Origin of the sequence: Vibrio sp. 10N.261.51.F12, assembly GCF_041471725.1 — a bacterium.
Taxonomy (GTDB): Bacteria; Pseudomonadota; Gammaproteobacteria; order Enterobacterales; family Vibrionaceae; genus Vibrio.
Genome location: NZ_JBFROV010000040.1, coordinates 1 through 23,506, shown reverse-complemented (window position 1 = coordinate 23,506; position 23,506 = coordinate 1). Strand labels below are relative to the sequence as shown.

The window sequence follows — 23,506 nt, the reverse complement described above, 5'->3', positions numbered from 1 at the left end:
TACTTGGCATTCAAACCTTAGAATTGTAGCGATGATGTTGGTAGCCCTTGCAGTTTTTCAAAGATTATGAAGTTCTGCCGCACAACTATGCCAAAGTAAATGATCTGCCGAACTGAAACTGGGAACTATCTTCGTTAGCTACGGTCCCACTTTCGACTTCATCACGGCTTTGTTGCGTAATTCAGTGGAACTAAATCCAAAACCTACGATCTGGTCAGCTACGTCCACTCCCTCTCGAAGCTCTATGCCTAAACCCTGTTACAAAACAACCAACTGGAAGCAATACAACCAATCACTCATTAACCGTGGTTCTCTGACCTTTTGGATTGATGAAGAAGCGATAAGTGGCTGGGCGCAAAGCAAACAGAACAAGCGCGGGAGGCCACGTCGGTTCAGTGATTTAGCTATCACGACAGCGCTCATGGTGAAACGAGTTTTTTTTATGCCACTACACTCTGTTTGATAGCAAGAGACGAAGCTCTGTACGCTAGGCTTTAAGGTGAGTTGATTGTATGAGTCATTTGGGCATCTGGTGTCGGATGAAAGCGGATGAGCAAAATTAATTGAATAATCGAGGTGGGCATAATGAACTCCTGTGCTGGTGGATACATAGGAGTGATATGTATGTGAAATATATTAGATTGATTGACCCAAGCAATAAATACTAATGATAATCATTTAATAGAGAGTGGGCGGGAGTTCAACTCCTCAAAAAGCTAGTAACAGCCATCAATCGATAACAAATAAAAATAAACACCCAGTTAGCACCTTTTACAAAAATGAACATAGATTTAAATATAAAAATCAAATATTTAAGATTCAAATTACGATGACGACAGCCAAACGTTTGGAAAGGGCGGTAACTCTTTGAGTTATCGCCCTTTTTGTATTTATACATCTAGTTTTAGTCGTTTTGTACTGAACGTAGGTACTAAAACATTCGCTATCTAACCCTTAGTAGAACTGGAATCTAGTCGTTCCGGTTTCAAATCCCCGCTATCCACAGTCCTCTGTTTGAACATCGATTTGAAGAGCAAAAACAAAAAACTCAACAAGCCGCCGTTTTGCACTACCGCTTGGTAGTAACATTTTTCCACATATACGGCACCAACTTATCTCATTGCCCTTTACTCATCTTGCTGCTTATTTCTGAGATCCACATACGGACAGTAATGGTGCCCCCCCCCGAATAAACAGGGCTGCGGCTGCCAAAATAAAGGCAGCTGCATAGAATCTAACGTTATATGAAGACTGAGTTTTAACTTAACGCTCTACACGTTTAACAAGTCTGATTTCATCTAAATATCCCACAAGTTCATCACTTGGTTCACCAGAATAGCTTATTGCAAATTCATCTACTCGTACTTCAAAACCGTTGTCCGTGTACTGATTGTGTGCCATCAGTTGATCGTTGGTATACTCATCGGTATTTACTTCCATCAGAGCAAATAATTCAAGCGTGTCATTGTCACCAGTATTGAAGTCTAATGTAACCCTACGAAAACAGCTTTTTACGCTGCCCACGTCGGCATCATCAAGTTCACTGACATGCGCACGTCTATCTGCAGCAATCGTTCCTTCATTAGGTTGGCGTAATCCAAAATGTAATGTGCTGATTGAATCGTCACCTTTACTATCGCAATAATACACTGATGCCGTCATATCCGTATGCAGAGGTAAACCACTGACAACCTGACTGAGCCCCGGTTTTGATTCAAAATCATGTGATAATTCACTGGATTTATAACGAATTCTTGCAGAACCATTTTCTCCTTCAGAATCATTAAACGCACTGTCTCCTGAACTTCCTACATCGCCATTACCACTACTGCTACCTTCATATGTAGTCCAAACATCACTGCTTCCTGAATCTTGTCGCCAAAGCCCTAATTGAGGGTCGGCTACATTAGCAAATAGCTGGACACTTTTTGGCAAACCTAAAACCAGTTCAGCGACACCACCACTACCGGAAACAAACTCTTTATTTACCCATGTATATTCATCTGCTTTTGCTTGTCCTTCTAACGTAACGCCATCACCGACTGCGATACGATAAGCGCCTTTAACAAACGCAGACACGTTATAGCGAGTATTGGGCGCTAACGTCACGGCTTGTGACAATTCACTATTCGCACCAACCATAATACTGCTGTTGCGAGAAAATGCGTCACTACCTTCGATTAACTGAGCGTTTTGATATGACCATCCCTCTAAACCTTCATCAAATGAGGCATTATTTAATGGGGATTCAATCATGATGGCCACCGGCTTGGGTAACGTATAGTTTACCGGTCCAACATTCTCGTAGTTTAATGGTGCATAAATCGCTTCACTAGCAAATGACTCATCCGCCCCTACAAGGGTTGTTTCACTGCGAACTTGACCATCTAGGTCAATATAAACCGCTTCAAACTCTCCTTTTTCATAATCATTGACGGCATCGAGATTAGGCGAATCATTCGATAGACGATAAACTCCGGACTGGTCTTTTTCTAATGCTGCTGAGATAAATTCAAACCCAGGCTCACCAACCCGCAAGCTATCACTATCTGCAAAGGCCTGCCCGTAGATAATATTGCCAGTGATCTGTGAAGAAGAATCGAAGCCGCGCTCTGACTGAGTCAATACCGGGCCAATAGCAAGGTCTATTAGATTATTAGCGAGGAAAGCTTGTTTAGGGGCTGATGACTTTCCACCACCGTCGATATTGAGGCTGTTTACGCTATCGACGATAGTATTATGCGCAATATGAACATTTGAGAATTCTTGGTACCCATTGTCACCATCACCCGCACCATCAGATCCCATCATCACTATGCCGCCATGATGCGTGGTATCTTTGTAGCGAGCCCCTTCTATGTAGTTATTGGTTACCGTATGATCACCATCAACTAAACGTATTCCGCCAGCTAACGGGTAGTCTTCTCCAAAGAAAAAGTTATTACTAATAGTCGCACCGCCACCATGTCGAGTAGTAACCGAACCATAACTGTTACGAATCGTATTGAAGCTAATCGTATTGTTTGTGCCTTTGTTCGACACAACCTCAGCTTCACCTTGAATATTCTCAAAAAGATTACCGACAATGAATGAATCACCATCATAATGATGCGTATCACTTAACCCTGTTCGTATTGCCTCATAGTTGTTATCGCTACTTTGTGCATACATTTGCCCCTTGGCAGGCGCTCGGTTCGCGATGTAGTTATTATAAACAATGATACCTTGTGCTAGTTCCGCGACCTTAGTCGCTTCATCCCAGCTGCTATCTACCCAGCGGTTAAATGAAATCATGGGGGATGCGGTGGTTTTACCGCTCAAGATACTATGATCTAGCCAATTGTTTTTCCCGTAAATATGAATCCACTCTCCCGAAGTCGAATCATCTGAACTAATACCTTGATCAGCATCCACATCGATAACAGCTATTTCAGTAATTCGGCAATGGTGACAAAGGTCACCGGTACCAAAACGAGTGCTGATCAAATTGCTACTTGAGCTTGATGCTCCATTGAAAACAAACCCTTGCAGCTGAACGTAACTGCCACCCATAATAATTTTTGCCGAACCTATTATTTCCACTTTCCCTGAATTTTGGGCGGCGACTTTAATGACATTGTCTTCGGTACCAACCCCACCAAAGGTAATCTCAAGATCGTTATAAGTCCCGTCAGCCAAGCAAAACGTAGTGCCTGCCTGCATCTCTTTTGATACCGCGCTTTCTAACGCAGAAGTTGAGGTGAATACCTCGCTACAAATAACATCCGGAACGGATAAAATGGCGGCAGGAAGAATATCGGCGATGACATCATGACTTTCACCTTCAGTCACTTCACCAGGAGGCTTGGGATCTACAGGAGGCGTACCGCCCGTAGTGCTGTCTCCAGTAGTATTAGAATCGCTATTACAACCTGCAAGTAATGTTGCGATGATCAAAAAACTAAGCTTACCTAACTTCATATACTCTCCATGCAAATATATCATCTTGTATTTTTGTAATACAATGTGATAAATAAGGCGTTTGTTCTGTGACTCTCAACACAATTACTTGAGGTGTGAAACACATTGACAGGCTTACAACGTGAATCTGTGATTCAAATCTAGGATCGCACCCCTTTTAGGTGACGATGCCGCTGAAGCTTTAGGTTACCGACAGACCAAATAGTCTATCGATGATCTAAGTCGCGGTTTTTTGGCAATAGCCGTCGGCAATCAATACTAAACAACGTAATCATTCAACTTCTGATTTTTAAATGAGCCGATCAATTCAATATAACTCTGTAGTACTAATTGCCTTTATTATTGTGATGTAGTTGCTAAGGTGGCATTACGATAAAACTCACAGTTCGTGGGTTATTGACTCAGTTTCATCGATTTACACAAATCTGATACATAATTCAATATTATTGTCAGATTACACCTCAACAATAGAATAAATTTCTGACGCCCAATAAATTTGAATCATTGTTTTTGGTAACATTCAACAACACGACAACGATTAAGTTAACCACTGCACCATAAAAACGGTGGCGACTTAGAATGAGTATCTCAATGTCCTAAAGTAAAAATTTCCATATGGATTATTTCGTTAATTATCTAATGGTTTTTATGTGAATTTAGTTAGTACCATTAACATCTAAGTATTATTAAACCAGGTTTGGTTAGTTTTCTATTTACTTCATATCTGATAGTAGTATAGTTCATGTGATATGCTACATAATGCACTTGCATTTTAATGGTAGCAGTGGTGATTAATCTATAAAAATAAAGCGACCGCTACTTAGGTCTATAAACTATCAAGGATGTAACAATGAAAAAAACGGTATTATTACTGGCGTTATTACCAACCTATTCTTTTGCTCAAGAAAGTCTCGAAGGTGCATACGCTGGTATTGAATTAGGTGTCTTAAATTCGGTAGAGCTTGAAGTACAAGGAACGTCTGCCGATGCAGATATTGACAATTTTCCTGTCAATATTAATGCTGGCTACGATATAGCATTGGCTCCTAACGTAACCATTGGGTTTGAAGCTGAATACCGCTGGTTAGGAGAAGGTAAATATAAAGAAGGTGGACAGACTATTCTGAAGGTGTCTGGGCAAGGGCTATCATTTAATTTAAGACCAAAGTTCCATATTAAGAATAGCCCAATTTATGTTGGTCTATTAGCGGGTATAGGTCAATATCGCACCGAAGCAACAGTTTATACAGGTACTGGCAATGAATCTGATACCTCTACTGATACCGGCTGGCAATATGGTGCTGAATTAGGCTATAGATTTCAACCAAACATGGTAGCAACAATTGGCTATCGTGCCGTGAAGATAGATCTTGACAGTGATGTTGATTTTACGGCAACACACAGTGGTTTTAACCTTGGTGTTCAGTACCGATTCTAAATATTATAGTGAATGAAGCTAATAATCTTTAGTGATTTAACGATCTAGTAGCAAATAATATTTATTGGTAGGGGTGCTTAATAGCAATTAATACATAAGCGCTCAAAGATGATTTATTAAAAAATATTTGAGCTTCTAACATCATATGATCTGGCTGCTTCTTCAATAGAGTAGCCAGATTTAAATGATATATTGAGCGATATTGGATAAAAACCTAGTTAAAATAACTAGGTTTACTCAATCAGTCTTTACTCATCTGGCCGCTTAGTTCTGATATCTACATAAGGCCAGTAATGGTGCCCGACTCGAATCAATAACGTCGCGGCCGCGAGTATAAAGGCAGCAACAGATAGCCAAACGATTAGCACTGCATCCAACTCTTTCATGCCTAGAGTGATATACCGAGCTATCGCCATCATGGCGATATAGATAGGATAACGAACCGGAATCTTCCCGTTCATTACAAATTGCTGAACCATGGCCAACACTTCTAAATAGATAAACATGAGAAGGATATCGGTCAACTGAACTCGGCGTTCAGTGAAAACGTGCATGAATTCCTCCATCATAGCAAACAGTGTTGCGAGCGTAATGGCAACTAACAACACGGCCTCAAGCACGTAAAAAACCTTCAAAAAAGGCTTACTAAAGGATTTCGGTAAGTGGGATGGCATAAACGTTCTTCAAAAATGATTAATCTATATTCTAGATTAGCATGCATCAGCGTTAATCGCGCAATCTCCCGTCGTCGCCTTTCTATTACCTTCCATAAACACTAGACACGATCCACAGCCCATCATGCCTTTAGATAAAAGCCCCACACACATTTTGAATGCGTGTCCAATAAGGCTCTACACCATGCTCATAAAAAAGGAGAAGTACAAACCCTCTCCCCTTTCAAGCTCATTCGTATTTGGACAAAGAGCTAATTGATACTGAGTAAGCGTCCTCGTTCTATATCCTGCTGAACGATATCTGCCGATAGGTCAGCATGGTCGTGGTTATGGTGTTCATGAGCGTGTGTATGGTCATGTTGATGATTTTTAGATTTCGCTAACTCATCCGCATCTAAGTAAGTGGTCGTTAAATCTGAACAAAAATCTTGGCTCCATAACGCTCGTGCATTGTCATCACCCATAATCGTTTCCGCTTTAGGCCCTAGCTTATCCATGTAGAACATACCTAATTCTTCACCGGTTGCATTAGCTTGGTTGATTAAATTGGTAAAAGCAGGCTCTTGATCCTCATCGGATAGATAGCCATTTCTATAACAAACCGTCAAACCGATAATGTCGTCACCTAGTCGCTCTAGTGCTGGACTAAAATGATTGTGACTGTGGTTATGTCCTTCCGCTACTGCCATCGTCGGCGTAACAAGTAGACATGCAAGGGTAAGTAATTTTAAAACGTGATTCATAGGATACGGTCTCCACATCTAATGTGATTTAATCAAAGAAATTTGAGTCAACATAGTCAATAAATTTCCTTATTCATTTCACTAATCAAACATGCCAATAGAGTTAGTTAACCACAATACTCGGGGGGGCTACGGTATAAACCATTGGGTTAACCTCCCATTTCCCTTCAGCTTCCAAACTCACCGCCAGCGCCTGAGCATCTTTACAAACATTCGCTGGTTTACCATCCGCCCAAAAAGAAGGCCCAGAGGTATACCCACACATCACTGAAAATGCATTGGTTCCATTTTTTGTTGTGTAGTCCGTCATGATGCTGCCGCCTTGGCCATGGGTGATTTTTAAAGACCCTTTATCGGCGACATGAAGCTCATCTGTTGGATTTGGCTTCACATAGGTCGTATAAGTGCCGCCGTCAGACATGTATTGATTGTCATACATGGTATAGCCCTCTTTTTCGGAAGGCAGTGTCAGCTCGTAGTTTGGGTCTATAGCGGCAAGGCGTTCTTGGTTATTGGTTGCACCAGGTCGGTAGTCATGAGCATTTGATTGTCCAGCGGCAAACGCTGAACCAGAAACGATGGTGAGAATAACTACTGTGATAATGGATTTTTTCATGTTGTACTCCAAATATTGAGTCACTTACATCAAGTGATGAAAACAAAGACCGATTAACGTATTAATGGAATGTGTTTTCCTTAAGCTGAAGGGGGCGTCAAAACGCTCCCCTTTTCATTCTATGTCGCCCTATTCTTTATCGGTTCCTGAGCCTTCTCCGGGTTCCGTTGGACGAGTCACTGACTTGCGCTCTAAGTTATGATGCTCGCGCACTCTATCCACGTATTCTTGTTTCGTGTTCATGCCTTTTCTCATTGCATCAGGTACTTGCTCTGCAGGTATCACAATGTCACTGTCAACTGGCCACTCCGTCATTAGTTCTGGCATGTAGCCCTCAGGGTAATAAAGCTTCGGATCAAGCTCTAGGTCACGGATCTCCTGCTCTTGAATATCCTCACGGCTATTTTTAGGCATCGGAATACGGAATTCAGAGCCATCAGCTAAATCAAATTGTGGGGCTCTCGCGTTAGGGAAATCCGGTAAGATCCCTTCACGTACCCAAGCATTATCCTTGGTCATGTTGACTACGATGCCATCAGGCGCTCCAAAGTGATAAGGTCCTTTCCAATGATGACGAACTTCTGCAACCGTTTCTTCATTCAAATAAGGGTCGAATGTCATGTGAGTGGTCATGAACAATCGAGGCTGGACCTCATTGGCAACATATCCTGCGGCATACGCTGGTGTATGATGAGTATCGACGGTATAACGCGCTAGGAATGGGGGGACTCCTTGGATGATCGAAGAGACGCCAAAGGTTTCCGTTTGAAGCTCGGTAATAAACAAATCTGCACCCTTAGCATATTTAAGATCTAGCTCGGTTGGGCGACCATCACCAGTCCACACGAATGACAGCACTCGACCATCATCCTGGGTCCAATTTAGACGATAACCTGAAGCACCATCTTTGGCATGGCTGCGACGCCAATGGATGACTTGTACATTGTCTTGGTCGTAAATGACGCCACCGTCATCACGGAAATCAAACTCATGAACAACAATATCGTTTCCTGCTGGGAAGACATCAAATGCATCGGTATGCCAGTTCAACATTTGTTGCATACCTTCAATCATATGGCGAGTGCCATATTCCGGGGTTGCACCACTAGGACCATAGATATTCAGCGGTTTTTCCCAACGTCCGTTCCACCCACCGAACTGATACAAGTAAGGCAGGGATCCATAGTGATCAACATGCAAATGAGTAATAAATATATGGTCTAATTCATTAAGCGCTACCCCTGCCGCGACATAGTTTGCAATCGAAGCTTCACCCAAATCAAAAACAAAATTTGACCCATTACCTAACTCTACATAGATGGACGTGTTCGCTTGCCCGGGACGAATCATTGGAGAAGTCCCCATAAACGTCACTCGCATTTCATCTGGCTGCACCTCTTCAGTACGAGGGAACCAGTTAGCACCTGACACCATATGATCACCATAAGGAGCGATGCCCTCAAACATTAAGCCTTCCTTCCAGCCTGAGTCGGTTTTAGTTCGATATTCACCATTATTAACCCCACCCATGAGCACTGAAAGTACATCTTCTTCAGAGGAGTACAGCTTGCCTTTGGGTTGACCTTCTAGATATTCATCCAGCGTATCCCCTTCGTGATATTCAAATTTTTGAAGGTTTTCAATATCTGATTGAGTTTTCTTTGTGTTGTATTCCATCATAGGGTCAGCAGCAAATGCCGTCGTCGTGATGAACATCGCCGTTGATGCTAAGGATAGTTTTGCAAAGGTTCTCATCGTGCCACCTATCGGTTGAGTATGTGTATGAATGAAGTTCCTTCCTCACTCCGATGCAAAGAGTTTACTCATAAACAAAAAACAGATAAATATAGCTAACAGGCGTCAATATATAAGCGTAATTTATGTATAAATGCCCACCATCGTGATTTAGAAATAATGGCGAGCAGCTAAAACGCTCTCTGTATTGGCAAAAAATAGAAAGGGATAAATCATAATGCGATAGAAGGAAGGGTCGCTAAGTGACTCAATATTAAGAGCACTTAGCCACTTGTTGGTCAAGATTTTGACCTCATTAGAGTCTTTAGGAATCATGCGTTAGACAATGTGTGTACGACGCCTACTTAGTAACTCGACGCTGCCAAAATAGTTCATCATCGACATCGAGCCACCGTTCATCTTGATGATCTTTATGTGCGCCTAGCGAAAGCGTTGATCAAATCCTCTCTGATTTTGCGGTGATGGTTATCATTAACGTACCGCTTATGGTAGAGCATTCGAAACTTGAACTTGCTCAAGCTAAGGGGAATGGGATGAATCCGTAAGCCTAATTTAGGAGCCCATTGTTCTGCAAATGAGCGTGTTGAAGAGGCGATATAATCGGTTGTACTCGCCAGTATTAACATACTAGAAATCGAACTGGTTTCAATTTTTACGTTACGGGGTTTTTGCTCACCTTGTGACAAAAATTCTACCGTATTCATATCTCCGCGCTTAAGCTTTAACGCGATATGTTGTTCCTGATAGTACGCTTCTTGAGTCAGGGTCTCGCCGATACGAGGGTGATCAATTCGGGTAAGGCAGACCGCTTCTTCTTCAAACAACGCTTCTTCTAATAACGAATGTTTCTTGCTAGACACAACATCAATTACAATATCGATCTTTTGCGTGACGAGTGCATCAAACAGTTCACTTTCATCAAGCGGAGCTTCGCTCAGCTTGATGCCATCAACACCGGTAATGAAATGAATCAAACTCTCGGTACAATACACTTTGAGATCGTAAGTATGCTTGTCTACATTATCGATAATACTTAATGGGTCTTCTATTCTGGTCGCCAGTTGCACCGCCGTACTGGTGGGAACAATGCCCCTGCCTTCCCGAACAAAAAGTGCCTTCCCTATCACAGCTTCTAAGCGCCTGATGGCAGCACTGACCGCTGGCTGAGTTAAGTCTAATTGGTCGGCGGCAAGCGTAATTGATCGCTGCTTATATACGGCGAAAAATGTCGTTAGTAGATTAAGATCCAAAATATTTTCCCCTTAACTCAATCTAATTGTTAGGCACAGTACTTATTTATTATCTCAGAGCCCAACCTGAATTGGGCACAAAACAGCAATGATTTAAACGCAACCTTTACTCAGTAACGTTAAATACTGTCGCAGATCCTCATCCGAGATGCTCAGTAATCGGTCACCAACATACCACTCAATATAACTTTGTTGTGGCAATTGCCCTCGCTGTGGATTACCCATCCATACACTCTTTTCTTTTGCAAGCGTGTCACGGAGTTCCACTGCCCGATCATAACCAACCGGAAGATGGATATGTAACATATTGGCTTGTGGTTTCTCTGGATTTGGCGTCAACAGCGGAAATTCTTTCAGTATCTGATAAACCTGTTTCGTTCTTTCAAACAGAGCAGGCATAAGCTTGAGTCGTTGGTCAAACTGCATGGCAGCCGCAACAATATAAGGCGAACGGTGGTAAACGCTGCCACCTTGCCTGTGCATCCATACGCTCGCTTTATCGATAAATGCCTTATCTCCCACCAACATTGCTCCACCTAGACCACCGATACCTTTGTAAAGAGAAACGTAGGCAGAGTTAAAACCATGTGCGATTTCATCATAGGCTTTGCCAAAGAATGCAGAGGTTTCCCAGAGGCGAGCGCCATCCATATGCAAATGAATATTAGACTGATTACAATGGTGTTTGATTGCTTCTAGCGCTTCAAAGCTCGGAAGTTGTCCTCCAATCTCTCGCATTGGCAGCTCATAAAGTACAGCGCCAATTTCGTCGGGAATCTGGGCAATGGAATCCACTGTCCATGGTTGAAAAGGCTTACCGACGGTCAATACATTAAAGCGATTTTGTAACTGATAACCCTGATTCTCATGAATATAAATATGGCTTGATGGGTGCATTGCAACGTTATGGCAGCGTCGTTCTTCACAAGCTATTTGCAAGGCGGTTGGTTGTGTCATGGTGCCGGTGATCACGAAAAGCCCCGACTCAAACCCAAGCAACGTCGCAACCTTTTGTTCAAATGATTGAATAAGTTCTCCCTCACCGTATCTATCGTGAGTAACATGGTTGTCTTTACACCATGCCGCCATACCAGCAAACATATCGGCTGGGCTTTGTTCATGGTTACCGGGTAGTACTACGCGACACTGATCCTGCATGTGTTGTTCCCTTAAAACGCTAGCAATAACTCAACAATCTCATCTAGTGGTCAGTGAGTAAAGTTGTGTCTTCGTTACTTATCATTCTTCCTAACCTATTTTATTAGCCTGACCTACATTAAGTCCCCAGGTTACCACTTTCTTTTTTCACTTCAGTGGCTAAGCGCAATACTTCCACCTCACCTAAGTGATTAGATTGAGACTGTAAAACAGATAGCCCCAATCGATGACAGACAGAAATAGCAGCATGATTACCAGCTCGCGTTTCAGCAAAGATACAGCCAGGAGAGAACTGCTCGATGCCAAACTTAATCAGCGCCGACATTGCTTCAACGGCTATGCCTCGTCCTTGCCTATTTACTGAAAGGCCGAAACCAATCGAGGCTTGGTTATCGGCTTCTAATCGAAACGCAACCGTTCCGATGACTTGATGACTCTCTTTCCCTTCAATCACTAGCTGAAATTTAGTCCTGGGAACTTGCTGTGCCTGCTCAACAAACATTTCGAGTAAATGCGCATTAAACTCCGCCGAACATTCTTCTTTCGGATAAAAGGTCTGATACTTAGGGTGCGATGTTATCGCTAGCCACGCTTCAATATCACCAAGTTGAAAATCTCGCAAAATAAGCCGTTCCGTTTCCAATCTCATCATTAATTAGGTGCTCATTATCAGGTTATGCATTTACTGGTTAGGGGTTAAACCTAGTTGGAGGAACCGTTCTTGGCAATCTAACTTCATCGTGAATAGATGAGATTGCGTTACAGCGCTAAATTTAAATGTGTTCCTCTACAATTAATCAAAGCGTTAAGTACTACTCTTTCCATTAAGAGCAAAAAACGCTACCATCTTTACTGTCAATTTTTGACACCTATTTTATTCTCAGGGCGGGGCGCAATTCCCCACCGGCGGTAAGCCAGATTTTTGGTTAGCCCGCGAGCGCTTATCTCACTCTTGTGATTTAAGGTCAGCAGATCTGGTGTGAATCCAGAGCCGACGGTCATAGTCCGGATGGGAGAGGATAATTAGAGCACTTCCTTTTGACTAGGGAGCGTTCCGACATCTCTTGGATCACACGTGGTCCCCATTACTTATGCCCTGATTCTGGTATTTTATTTCGGAGTCTTACCATGAATCAGAACCAAACCTCACTACTTTCAGAATTCGGCACACCGATGGAACGCGTAGAGATTGCTCTCGCTGCACTTCGTGAAGGCCGCGGTGTATTGCTACTCGATGATGAAGATCGCGAGAACGAAGGCGATATTATTTGCTCAGTGGATCACTTAACCGATCAACAAATGGCGTTAATGATACGAGAAGGCAGTGGCATTGTTTGCTTGTGCATCAACGATGAGCAAGCAGAGCAGCTGGAACTTCCTCCAATGGTCGTGAACAATAACAGCGCCAATCAAACGGCTTTTACCGTCTCGATCGAAGCAAAAGTCGGTGTCACGACTGGCGTATCAGCCGCCGATCGAGTCACAACCATCAAAACAGCTTGTGCGCAACAAGCAAGACCAGAAGATCTTGCAAGACCCGGTCATGTCTTCCCACTACGAGCACGTCAGGGCGGTGTTTTAACTCGCCGTGGTCACACAGAAGGCACAATAGATCTGATGCAAATGGCCGGCCTATCACCATTTGGGGTACTATGTGAAGTCACAAACCCTGATGGCACAATGGCAAAAGCCCCAGAAATTGTGGCATTCGGTAAACTCCACAATATGCCAGTGTTGACGATTGAAGATATGGTTCAATACCGTATCGCTCTCACCGAAAAATCCGCGTAATGCCGATTAATTGATTTGAAAAAAGGGAAGCCACCGCTTCCCTTTTATTCCTTGTGGCTAAGGCTCATCTCACATTTTAAATAGTCAATATTGAGGCTTGCACACGGGTCTGTATTACAAGCAGTTCCCTAAGTTTTTCCATACCCCCCACTCTCCCGTTGTCTGCGGATCTTCACCTTGTGTCCACCACTTGGCTTGGTAAGTATTACCTTGATATATCACTTGCTCACCACCGGTATAAACCGAATCGGCTTGCCATGTATTTTCGCACACCGCACCGTTAGCATCTGCAGCGATCGTTACAGTATGGTTCATGACTGAATCAAGTGAACCATCGCTGACCGTTACAGAAAATTGATAATCCGTGCTCACTGGCAAACTTGGCGCGTTAAAACTCAGCATGTCACCTTGCGTAGTCACTCTCAGTCCTGATGGTGATTGCCAAGTATAAGTCAGAACATCGTTATCGATATCCGTCGAGCCAGATGCATCCAGCAAGACAACCTCCTTAGCCACAGCGCTAGTTGGTCCTGCCACTCTCGCGACAGGCGCCGTATTCGTTGGCTCGGTATTGTTGGATGTGACGTTGACGACGACCGTATCGGAGTGAGTTGCCCCCTCGTTATCGGTCACAGTAAGAACAAATTCATATTTGCTGTTCTCTGTCACTTCTCCAATACTCACTTGTAGAGTAACCGTGTTTGCATCCGTTAAAAATAATGGCGCCCCAGCACTCTGAGTCCAAGCATAACTCACTATATTGCCATCGTTATCACTTGATGCTGAGCCACTAAGCAAGAGAACCATTGGGCCTTCAACGTATTGAGCAGCACCTGCATTCGCTTTAGGAGGACGGTTACTCGGCGTACCACCAGCAAGGCCCTCATGCATTGCATTTAAAATATCGCCATTATCGGCATCAATTTCCCATGAAAATAACCCAGCAAGACCTAAGCTGCGAGCGTATGCGCCTTTTGCTTTTACTGAGCGGTTATCATCAAAAGTAATCAACGCGCCCGTCGTTTGATTCCAAACATAGGCCGCCTCTGCTAAGGCATCGTAGCCATATTCATAGCCGTTAATCCCGGTATGACCATCGCCAAGCATGAAGGATTTAATGCCTTTATAATCGATAACGCCATCTTCCCATACACCTTGTGCTGTGGAGCCTTTCAATTTTCCACTCGCGGTACCCGTCATTGGATCGGTAGGGTCGGTTAATGTACTAGGCATAACACCTTCCCAGCCACGCCCATACATTGCCGCGCCTAAAACCAGTTTGTTAGCCGGAACCCCTTTTGAGAGCAACAGTTCTATACCATTGTCAGCAGTATAGGCAGGGCCTTTGTACGGCACGCCTTCTGCATCAACGCCACTGCCATCACACTGACCTACCCTCATGAAACTGCCGCAATATAACCCAGCCTGATGCCCGGGAACATTGTTCCAGCCGCCGTAAAAGTCATACGTCATCGCAAAGATATAATCCATAAAAGGAACGGCCTGAGCGTAGTCAACATCTTGAATTTTATCAAAACCCACACCAACTGCTGATGTCAATTCATAGGTTCGGCCTGTTTCTGCTGATAGCTGATCAAGCATGGCTCTCAGCTCTTGCATCAACACCGCGTATGCTGCGCCATCCTTACTTGGATCGCCAAGATCCGGTGCTGCACCGTCACCACCCGGATATTCCCAGTCAATATCGACACCGTCATAAAACTTCCAAGTGGTGAGGAATTGTTTAACTGAGGCCACAAATACATCTCGGTTCGCTTTGTCCGTAAAGCTATAGAATGGATCAGACAGAGTCCAACCACCGATGGAAGGCAATATTTTCAGATCCGGATTTCGCTGTTTAAGCGCCATCAACATCGCGTAATTACCTTTAATTGGCGAACTGTAATCATGCCCTGCTTGAGAAAAACTTTTTTGATAAGCGGCCCAAGGATCATGAATCACGACCTCATAATCGTCCATGCCTTGGCAAGCGGTTTGCAGGGCATTAAAGCTGTTACCACCAACTGATTTTACCGACTCATTCGGCCCACAAATTGGAATGAAGCCGTAGATAATATGCGTTAGGTTATCAACAGGAATATTATCAACCGTGAAATCTCGACCATAAATACCCCATTCAACAAAATAGGTCCCTACCACTGTATTGGGGTCAGTATCAAAGGACTTGTTATTGGGATCCACATTCATCACCAAAGGTGGCAGATGGGACCCGTCCGTATCGGCGACAACTAACTCCATCGAGCTACTTTTAGAACAGCCACTGGCATCACAAGCTTCTACCTGAACTTGATACCGCCCGCCTTTTGCATAAGTGAAGATCGCAGCAGTTTGACTCCCGGTGATGGGCCCCGTCGCCACCTGCTCCCATCAAAATAGACGTGATATGTGTCTCCTGGTGTTCCGCTCCATTGATTAAACTTGATAGTAATATCCGCGGCATCTTGATATTGAACCATCTGGCTATAGCCTGCGGCGGTTTCCATCGCCAGTTGTACTTTCGAAAACTGCAAATTATTGGAGCCATAAGCGTCTATAGCTGGTGTAGCTGGTGCTGCCCAAGAGGCATTACTCATCGCGAGCGTTAGGATCGAAGCACCCAATACAATTCTGTTCATTGGTATATTCTCTATTCCCTGAAAAACTAAATCCTGCCAAAAAATTCTTATTGGCATCGAGAACAGTATTAGAACTTGATAATAATTAACGATTAAAAATTAAACAGCTCTTCGAGTGATCGCTCATAAAAAAGAATCTTGAAGCACATGTTTTCACAAAACGTTTAATCTTCTGCACAAATAATTTGCAACGTAATGATGGGGAAAATAACCAAAAAACAGAACAAACGCCCACACCACCCATAATCCATGTCAATTTAACGCTTCATCATTCAGAGTTTGTTTTTAACGCTGGAAAAAATTGGGCGCTTGTATAACAATATGTTTTCTCATTAGTCGGGGAGCATTACTGCTGAGATCACCATAGGTGAGACCCGTTGAACCTGATTCAGTTAACACTGACGTAGGGAACTGATCGACATAGCTTACCGGTAGCCTATTGTGCTCCAGGCTATGCGCTCGCTCCTATGTCGGCGAGGAGCACTCTCATGGCAAGCCTTTCAACTTCTACCCCTATTGTTCTCACTATTGCTGGATCTGACTCTGGTGGTGGCGCAGGTATTCAAGCCGATATCAAAGCTATTTCCGCCACGGGCAGTTACGCCTGCTCTGTTATTACTGCACTCACCGCACAAAACACACAAGGTGTCTCGGGAATACTTGGTATTGAGCCTGACTTTATTGAGGCGCAATTAGATGCCGTTTTCTCAGACCTCAACGTGGTCGCCGTCAAAATAGGTATGTTAGCGGATACTGCCATTATTCGATCTGTTGCTAAGAAGCTTAAACAGTATCAACCTCAGTACGTTGTGCTCGACCCCGTGATGGTTGCAACCAGTGGGGACCTCCTACTAGCCACTTCTGCCATCGACGCCCTAAAAACCGAGCTATTACCACTCGCCACTGTCATCACACCCAATTTACCGGAAGGTGCTGCGTTACTTGATTGTGCTATTCCGCAATCTGAAGCAGGAATGGACCAGATGATTGATGGACTCAGAACACTCCAAACCCCAGCAATTTTGTTGAAGGGTGGCCACTTAGAATCAGAATCCACCAGCACAGATTTGTTGATCACGGCTAACGACGTCACCCGCCTTGAGACCACGCGAATTCACACCAACAACACGCATGGCACTGGGTGTACATTAAGCTCGGCCATCGCATCATTTCTTGCGCAAGGTGAAACGCTTCACGACGCCGTCCAGTCAGGGAAGCATTACATCACACAGGCTATTTCTCACGCTGATACCCTTTCAATTGGCAAGGGACACGGCCCAGTTAACCACTTTTATATGCTGAAGTAATGATAGATATTACGCTGTGCAATGCCTCCCTGACCTATTTAGGGGATGAGCAACCGATATTTTCCAACCTAAACATGACCTTGGGATCAGGAAGCTGCACCGCTGTCCTTGGACCTAGCGGGTGCGGAAAGAGTACCTTACTGCGTTACGTGGCTGGATTACTCAATGACCAAGTCACATTTACCGGGCAACTGACATCATCATCTGAGGCTGGTATTCACCATCAAATTGCGTACATGGCACAACAAGATTTATTGATGCCTTGGTTGAGTGTCATCGACAATGTGTGTTTGGCATCAAGGTTACGGGGGGTCAATGTCACCCCAGAGATTACCGAACGCGCCTTGTTTTTATTGGCTAGTGTCGGATTGAAAGACAAGGCTTATGACAAAATCACTGCCTTATCTGGCGGACAAAAGCAGAGGGTTGCACTAGCCAGAACACTTATGCAAGATAAGCCCATCGTGTTAATGGATGAGCCTTTCTCTGCGCTGGATGCAGTCACACGTTACAAGTTGCAAAATTTAGCGGCCTCACTCCTAGCGGATAAAACCGTACTGCTGATTACCCATGATCCACAAGAAGCGCTTCGTCTCGGTCATCAGATTTTGGTCATGAATGGCAAGCCCGCTGCGCTATTCCCCATTACCGCCCCGACGACAGCGGTACCTAGAGAGATTGATGCACAGTTTGCCGCTCTTCAACAGCAGATTTTAAAGCGTTTGGAGGGAGCAGATGACACTTCTGACTAAATTAGCCCAGCCTTCAAAAGAAAAACATCACTCGCCACATTCTGCGCATCACTCCGACAATGAAAGAGTGGGCATAAACGCGGTCACTCGAATGTTGATCAGTGCGATTGTGATTATAGGGTTATGGAAAATCATCGTAGTCGCATTCAATATGCCTAGTTTTATTTTACCTTCACCAGAAAGTGTCGCGAGTAAACTCGTCAGTCGTCATGAGGTGTTACTTAAACATACTTGGGTAACCGCGCAAGAGATCTTACTTGGCCTGTTGTTAGGGCTAAGCATGGGGTTATTTTTTGCCTTACAGATGCTGTTATTTCAACCTTTAAAACGCTGGCTGTTACCTATTCTCATTGCTAGCCAAGCGATTCCCGTTTTTGCCCTCGCCCCAATTTTAATGCTTTGGCTTGGCTATGGTATCGCTTCTAAAGTGGTCATGGCGGCGTTGATTATCTTCTTCCCAGTAACAACCTGTTGTTACGACGGACTTCGCAATACCCCCACTGGCTACCTCGACCTTGCTCAAACGATGGGTGCCAGTCGTTGGCAACAACTTTGGCATGTTCGCTTACCTGCGTCACTGCCTGTGCTCGCTTCTGGTATTCGAGTCGCTGTCGTGATTGCTCCCATTGGAGCCGTTGCCGGTGAGTGGGTAGGCTCAAGTGAGGGGCTAGGCTATCTCATGCTACAAACTAACGCGCGCATGCTCATCGATGAGATGTTTGCGGCACTATTTATTCTCGCCAGCCTTTCTGTGTCTTTGTACTTCATCACCGACAGGCTGCTAAAACACATCATCCCTTGGGAAAGTAAATAATAATCAAAAAGGAAAAGTCATGACCCCTATCTTCAAAAAAGGCATTGCCGCTTTGATAGCGCTCGCTGCCACTCTACCCGCGCAAGCGGCAGACAAAGAATTGACGCTAATGCTCGATTGGTTTGTTAATCCAAACCATGGCCCTATCGTTATTGCAAAAGAAAAAGGCTACTTTCAAGAGCAAGGGCTTAAGATTAATATCCAAGAACCTGCGGACCCTAGTACCCCAGCGAAGCTTGTCGCCGCAGGTAAGGTAGACATGGCCGTTTCTTATCAAACGAGTCTTACCATTGATGTCGCAGCGGGTCTGCCATTAATTCGCAGCGCAACGCTAATTGCCACACCGTTGAACACCATGATGGTTATCGACAACGGCAAGATCAATAACCTAGCTGACTTAAAAGGCAAAAAGATTGGTATTGCCATTGCAGGAAACGAGGAAGCCACCATCGGCACTATGCTGAAATCAGAGGGTGTCGCGTTTGAAGATGTGAAGATCATCAATGTTGGTTGGGCATTGTCATCGTCTCTCGCATCCGGACAAGTAGATGCAATATGGGGCGGACTACGCAACTTTGAAACCAATCAGCTTGAGCTTGAAGGGTTTAAGCCAAAAGCGTTCTTCCCAGAAGAGCATGGCGTGCCAACCTACGAGGAACTTGTATTTGTCGCCAATGCGAACAGCTACGACAAAGAGGCTATCAAGAAGTTTAATCGCGCAATAGAGAAAGCCACAACGTATATTGTTAATCATCCTCATGATTCTTGGAATGAATTCGTTGCCTACGCACCTGATACGCTAAACAACGAGCTCAATAAGCGTGCATGGCGTGATACCCTGACGCGTTTTGCATTACGCCCGTCAGCCGTCGATATCAACAAATACGACGCGTTCACTGATTTTATGTTCCAGCATAAAATCATCCCAACTCAGCCAAAAGCGGCCACGTTTGTACCGACGCTGTAATAGCCATAATTTCTGTAGGAATACCATGAATCACAATGACCTTATTCAAGCATGCCAAGACGAATGGCACGCTTACACACAGCACAGCTTTGTTGAGCAACTCGCAACTGGGGAGCTACACCCAGACGCTTATTTGCATTATTTAAAGCAAGACTTCTTGTTCTTAAAACAATATGCGCGGGCTTATGCACTGGCTATTTATAAAGCAAAAACACTGGATCAAATGAGAGAAGCCGTTCCCAGTGTGCTAGCGCTGCTCAATAGCGAAATCGCTCACCATGTAAGCTATTGCAGCCAATGGGGCTTAACCGAATCGGATATGGAAGCGGAGCAAGAGGATTTTGGCACCGTTGCTTATACGCGCTACGTGTTGGACGCTGGCATGACAGGTGAACTGGTCGACCTATACGCTGCGCTCGCGCCTTGCTCGATTGGCTACGCCGTAATTGGCGAAGAGAGATTAAAGCACGCAAGCACATCACTCGAAGGCAACCCGTATCGAAGCTGGATCGAAATGTACGCGAGTGAAGAGTTCCAGTCTGGCGTTCAGACTTCCATTCAACGTTTGGATGCACTCCTTGAAGACATTGATGTGAACAGCCAGCGAGCGCAGGAATTAATACACGTATTTAAAACAGCGACGCGAATGGAAATTGCCTTTTGGCAGCAAGGTTTAGACGCCGCTTAATCAATATAATTGGCCTCTAACGAGGCCAATCTTTATCTCGCCGTTCAGTTCAATATGAAAACAAACCACACCTTTTAATCAAAGTGATGAAATTTCGTGCTAACCGTCACGGGTTAACATAAATTTTACATCTCCTGTTAACAACGCGGTCACAATTGGTTAGGATGGCCTCGCTTGCTTTATAAAATTAAACACTCGCACTTAGATTTTCTCATGCTTTTCGTACAAGCAAGGACGATTGAGGGACTCTAATTCATAACAAAAATACCCATCATCTTACGCTTATAGCCGTCGATGAATGGATATTTACCCGAGCTTTACAGGGAAGAACTATGCAATCATTTGTTGATCTATTGAACGGGGTTATCTGGAGCCCCGCTCTTATTTATTTATGTCTTGGTGCCGGCCTGTTTTATTCAGTGCTAACTCGCTTCGTTCAAATCCGCCATTTCTTTGAGATGTGGCGATTGTTACTGTCAGGAAAAAGTTCTGAAAAAGGCATTTCATCATTTCAGGCACTCGCCGTTTCATTATCAGGCCGAGTCGGTACAGGTAATATCGCAGGCGTCGCAGCTGCCATCGGTTTTGGTGGTCCTGGCGCCGTATTCTGGATGTGGGTCGTGGCTTTCTTTGGCGCTGCGACCGCGTACATTGAATCGACATTAGCTCAAATCTATAAAGAAGAAGACGAAGGACAATTTCGAGGAGGCCCCGCGTACTACATCGAAAAAGCAATGGGGCAAAAATGGTATGCATGGATTTTCGCCATTGCCACGATATTTGCTTGTGGTGTGCTTCTTCCAGGCGTCCAATCTAACAGTATTGGTAACGCAGTAGAAACGGCATTTGGCACTGGCCCTATGATTGAAACCGCTATCGGCACCTTTAGTTTTGCAAAAATTTTCACCGGTACTGTTGTTTCAATTATCTTAGGTTTCATTATCTTTGGTGGTGTTAAGCGCATTGCTAATTTTACACAAGTTGTCGTGCCATTTATGGCGCTCGCTTACATCATAATTGCTTTCGTGATCATCTTGCTCAATATTGGTGAGGTACCGCGCATTGTGGGGATGATTCTTGGGGATGCCTTTACTCCTATGGCCGGTTTTGGTGCTGCCATTGGTTGGGGTGTAAAGCGTGGTGTTTACTCTAACGAAGCCGGTCAAGGTACAGGTCCACACGCAGCCGCAGCGGCAAACGTAGATCACCCAGCCCAGCAAGGCCTTGTGCAATCGTTCTCTATCTACATTGATACCTTGCTTGTCTGTTCAGCAACGGCCTTTATGATTTTGATTACTGGTGCTTACAATGTACACGGCGGCGGTGACGAAGCCTTCCTTGTTCAAAACCTTGCGGCAAATATCGGAGCAAATGGACCAGCCTTTACACAACTTGCGATTGAAAGCACCATGCCAGGTGTGGGAAAACCATTCATCGCCTTTGCGCTGTTCTTTTTCGCTTTCACGACCATTCTGGCTTACTACTACATTGCTGAAACCAATATTGCCTACATCCGTCGCACCTTTAAGGTCAGTGGACTGATGTTTATATTGAAGCTCGTGATTATGGCGTCAGTGTTCTACGGAACCGTAAAAACGGCCAACTTAGCCTGGGCAATGGGTGATATCGGTGTTGGCTTGATGGCTTGGCTTAACATTGTCGGTCTCGTCATCATCTTCTTTATGGGCAAGCCCGCTATTCTTGCACTTAAAGACTACGAAGCCCAACAGAAAAAAGGCGTTAAAGATTATACATTTAACCCTGTAGCGCTGGGTATTAAAGGCGCTCATTATTGGGAAGGAAAATACAAAAGACGTACAGGGGAAACGGCAAGCAAAGAAACAGAAAGCACAGCCACCCCTAATACTCAAACACAGTTGTGAGTAGGGACACCATCGTAAGCGGGAGTACAATGGCAACGTAATCACAAGGGCAAGTAGATTGCTCCTGATACATTGTTTGCGTTTACCCATTGGCTAACATTTATGTATTAAAAAAGTATGTATTAAAAAAGGAGGGTAGCGTTCGCTACCCTCCTTTTTTGCTATTCATCGTTTCCGAAATGAATAAACTTAAATCTATGCGGTAATTTCTTGTGTCGCTTGAACTGGCGCTGCCGCTGGTTTTTTATCACCAATAGGCATCACTGTACGACCATATTCGTTGTTGATGACCTGAGCCATAGCAAAGTAAATCGCACTCGCTCCACAGAAAATACCTTCAAAGCCGGCAATAGTACCGATCAATTCACTACCCGTGAAATCACGAGCGGCTAGAAGGAAGAACAAGATGGTTAGAGAACCAAACACGACTTGCTTCGCAACTGGGTAGCATAATGAGCCAATAAACATGAAACCAGTGAAAATACCCCATAACAGCAGGTACCAACCCATAAAGCTCGCAGGGCTTGCTGGTAGGCCCATGTATGGCATAACGATAATGCCGACAAGCGACAACCAAAATAGGCCATAAGACGTGAAGGCCGTTGTACCAAATGTATCACCGCGCTTAAAGCACATCATACCCACTAGCACTTGGCTTAGACCGCCATAAAAAATCCCCATAGCTAGAATCATTGAATCAATAGGAAAGAAACCTGCATTGTGGATATTCAAAAGGATGGTAGTCATACCAAAACCCATTAGGCCTAACGGCGCTGGGTTTGCGAGTTTGTTCGACATGTAAAAGAGCCCTGATTTCAAATTAAGTAATAAAATTTACATGAAAATTTTAATCTATTTTTGTGATAAGCAGCAGATCTCTTATCTGCAATCTTAGATTGATAAATCGATCATATAAAAAACAATGCATACGTTTAGATGACAGGTGACACTCGCTCGCAAAAACGGCTCTAACAGAGAAGTCGGCATATTGATTAAAAGTGACAACCTTATTTAGGACGGGTCAAAAGCAGAAATAAAAAAACCGACTCTAGGTCTAATGCCGATCAGTTAAAG

At 44.2% G+C, this 23,506-nt stretch carries 17 protein-coding genes, 2 pseudogenes and 2 riboswitches; of the genes and pseudogenes, 9 read left to right on the top strand and 10 right to left on the bottom strand.

Annotation, left to right across the window (positions count from 1 at the left end; genetic code table 11):
- Window positions 1–244: 244 nt before the first annotated feature.
- A pseudogene (locus tag AB4405_RS21070) lies at window positions 245–460 on the top strand (transposase); the annotation flags it as partial.
- Between the two features lie 803 nt (window positions 461–1,263).
- On the opposite strand, the gene AB4405_RS21065 reads toward AB4405_RS21070, so the two are convergent.
- Window positions 1,264–3,960 (bottom strand): polysaccharide lyase 6 family protein, encoded by a 2,697-nt coding sequence (locus tag AB4405_RS21065; RefSeq protein ID WP_372062700.1) that lies wholly within the window; start codon window positions 3,958–3,960, stop codon window positions 1,264–1,266.
- A gap of 850 nt (window positions 3,961–4,810) precedes the next feature.
- On the opposite strand from AB4405_RS21065, the gene AB4405_RS21060 reads away from it, so the two are divergent.
- Window positions 4,811–5,398: a porin family protein gene (locus AB4405_RS21060; RefSeq protein ID WP_372062699.1), complete on the top strand. Its 588-nt coding sequence runs from the start codon at window positions 4,811–4,813 to the stop codon at window positions 5,396–5,398.
- 248 nt (window positions 5,399–5,646) lie between these two features.
- On the opposite strand, the gene AB4405_RS21055 is transcribed toward AB4405_RS21060, so the two are convergent.
- From AB4405_RS21055 to AB4405_RS21025, 7 genes are all read right to left on the bottom strand, one after another.
- Window positions 5,647–6,072: a phosphate-starvation-inducible protein PsiE gene (locus tag AB4405_RS21055; RefSeq protein WP_102471119.1), complete on the bottom strand. Its 426-nt coding sequence runs from the start codon at window positions 6,070–6,072 to the stop codon at window positions 5,647–5,649.
- 251 nt (window positions 6,073–6,323) lie between these two features.
- The gene (locus AB4405_RS21050; protein WP_372062698.1) at window positions 6,324–6,815 is read right to left on the bottom strand and encodes a hypothetical protein; all 492 of its coding nucleotides are present in this window, start codon (window positions 6,813–6,815) and stop codon (window positions 6,324–6,326) included.
- A 103-nt stretch (window positions 6,816–6,918) separates the two neighbouring features.
- The gene (locus AB4405_RS21045; protein ID WP_372062697.1) at window positions 6,919–7,431 is read right to left on the bottom strand and encodes a hypothetical protein; all 513 of its coding nucleotides are present in this window, start codon (window positions 7,429–7,431) and stop codon (window positions 6,919–6,921) included.
- Between the two features lie 129 nt (window positions 7,432–7,560).
- Window positions 7,561–9,186, bottom strand: a complete 1,626-nt coding sequence (gntH, locus tag AB4405_RS21040; protein WP_372062696.1) for a guanitoxin biosynthesis MBL fold metallo-hydrolase GntH — start codon at window positions 9,184–9,186, stop codon at window positions 7,561–7,563.
- 410 nt (window positions 9,187–9,596) lie between these two features.
- Window positions 9,597–10,436, bottom strand: a complete 840-nt coding sequence (locus AB4405_RS21035) for a LysR family transcriptional regulator (RefSeq protein WP_372062695.1) — start codon at window positions 10,434–10,436, stop codon at window positions 9,597–9,599.
- Window positions 10,437–10,529: 93 nt separating this feature from the next.
- The gene (locus AB4405_RS21030; RefSeq protein WP_372062694.1) at window positions 10,530–11,594 is read right to left on the bottom strand and encodes a low specificity L-threonine aldolase; all 1,065 of its coding nucleotides are present in this window, start codon (window positions 11,592–11,594) and stop codon (window positions 10,530–10,532) included.
- Between the two features lie 118 nt (window positions 11,595–11,712).
- Window positions 11,713–12,246, bottom strand: a complete 534-nt coding sequence (locus AB4405_RS21025) for a GNAT family N-acetyltransferase (RefSeq protein WP_372062693.1) — start codon at window positions 12,244–12,246, stop codon at window positions 11,713–11,715.
- Window positions 12,247–12,466: 220 nt separating this feature from the next.
- Window positions 12,467–12,619: riboswitch (FMN riboswitch) on the top strand.
- A gap of 103 nt (window positions 12,620–12,722) precedes the next feature.
- On the opposite strand from AB4405_RS21025, the gene ribB reads away from it, so the two are divergent.
- Window positions 12,723–13,385: a 3,4-dihydroxy-2-butanone-4-phosphate synthase gene (ribB, locus tag AB4405_RS21020; protein ID WP_372062692.1), complete on the top strand. Its 663-nt coding sequence runs from the start codon at window positions 12,723–12,725 to the stop codon at window positions 13,383–13,385.
- Between the two features lie 114 nt (window positions 13,386–13,499).
- Here the strand turns inward: ribB and AB4405_RS21015 are convergent.
- A pseudogene (locus tag AB4405_RS21015) lies at window positions 13,500–16,021 on the bottom strand (glycosyl hydrolase family 18 protein).
- Between the two features lie 327 nt (window positions 16,022–16,348).
- A riboswitch (TPP riboswitch) is annotated at window positions 16,349–16,448 on the top strand.
- A gap of 61 nt (window positions 16,449–16,509) precedes the next feature.
- Here AB4405_RS21015 and thiD point away from each other — a divergent pair.
- The 6 genes from thiD (at window position 16,510) to AB4405_RS20985 (ending at window position 22,432) form a co-directional block, all read left to right on the top strand.
- Window positions 16,510–17,328, top strand: a complete 819-nt coding sequence (gene thiD / locus AB4405_RS21010) for a bifunctional hydroxymethylpyrimidine kinase/phosphomethylpyrimidine kinase (protein ID WP_372062691.1) — start codon at window positions 16,510–16,512, stop codon at window positions 17,326–17,328.
- Complete coding sequence (locus AB4405_RS21005; protein WP_372062690.1) at window positions 17,328–18,080, top strand: ABC transporter ATP-binding protein; 753 nt, start codon at window positions 17,328–17,330, stop codon at window positions 18,078–18,080. Before thiD ends, AB4405_RS21005 begins: the two co-directional genes overlap by 1 nt.
- 67 nt (window positions 18,081–18,147) lie before the next feature.
- A complete protein-coding gene (locus tag AB4405_RS21000) occupies window positions 18,148–18,894 on the top strand; it encodes an ABC transporter permease (protein ID WP_372062721.1) in 747 nt (248 codons plus the stop codon).
- Between the two features lie 19 nt (window positions 18,895–18,913).
- Window positions 18,914–19,861 carry an ABC transporter substrate-binding protein gene (locus tag AB4405_RS20995; protein ID WP_372062689.1) on the top strand — a complete coding sequence of 316 codons (948 nt, stop codon included), beginning with the start codon at window positions 18,914–18,916 and terminating at the stop codon, window positions 19,859–19,861.
- Window positions 19,862–19,886: 25 nt separating this feature from the next.
- Window positions 19,887–20,549 (top strand): thiaminase II, encoded by a 663-nt coding sequence (gene tenA / locus AB4405_RS20990; protein ID WP_102471030.1) that lies wholly within the window; start codon window positions 19,887–19,889, stop codon window positions 20,547–20,549.
- 332 nt (window positions 20,550–20,881) lie between these two features.
- Complete coding sequence (locus AB4405_RS20985) at window positions 20,882–22,432, top strand: alanine/glycine:cation symporter family protein (RefSeq protein WP_372062688.1); 1,551 nt, start codon at window positions 20,882–20,884, stop codon at window positions 22,430–22,432.
- Window positions 22,433–22,627: 195 nt separating this feature from the next.
- Here the strand turns inward: AB4405_RS20985 and AB4405_RS20980 are convergent, their stop codons facing one another.
- Window positions 22,628–23,230 (bottom strand): acetate uptake transporter, encoded by a 603-nt coding sequence (locus AB4405_RS20980; protein ID WP_102471032.1) that lies wholly within the window; start codon window positions 23,228–23,230, stop codon window positions 22,628–22,630.
- Between the last annotated feature and the right edge of the window lie 276 nt (window positions 23,231–23,506).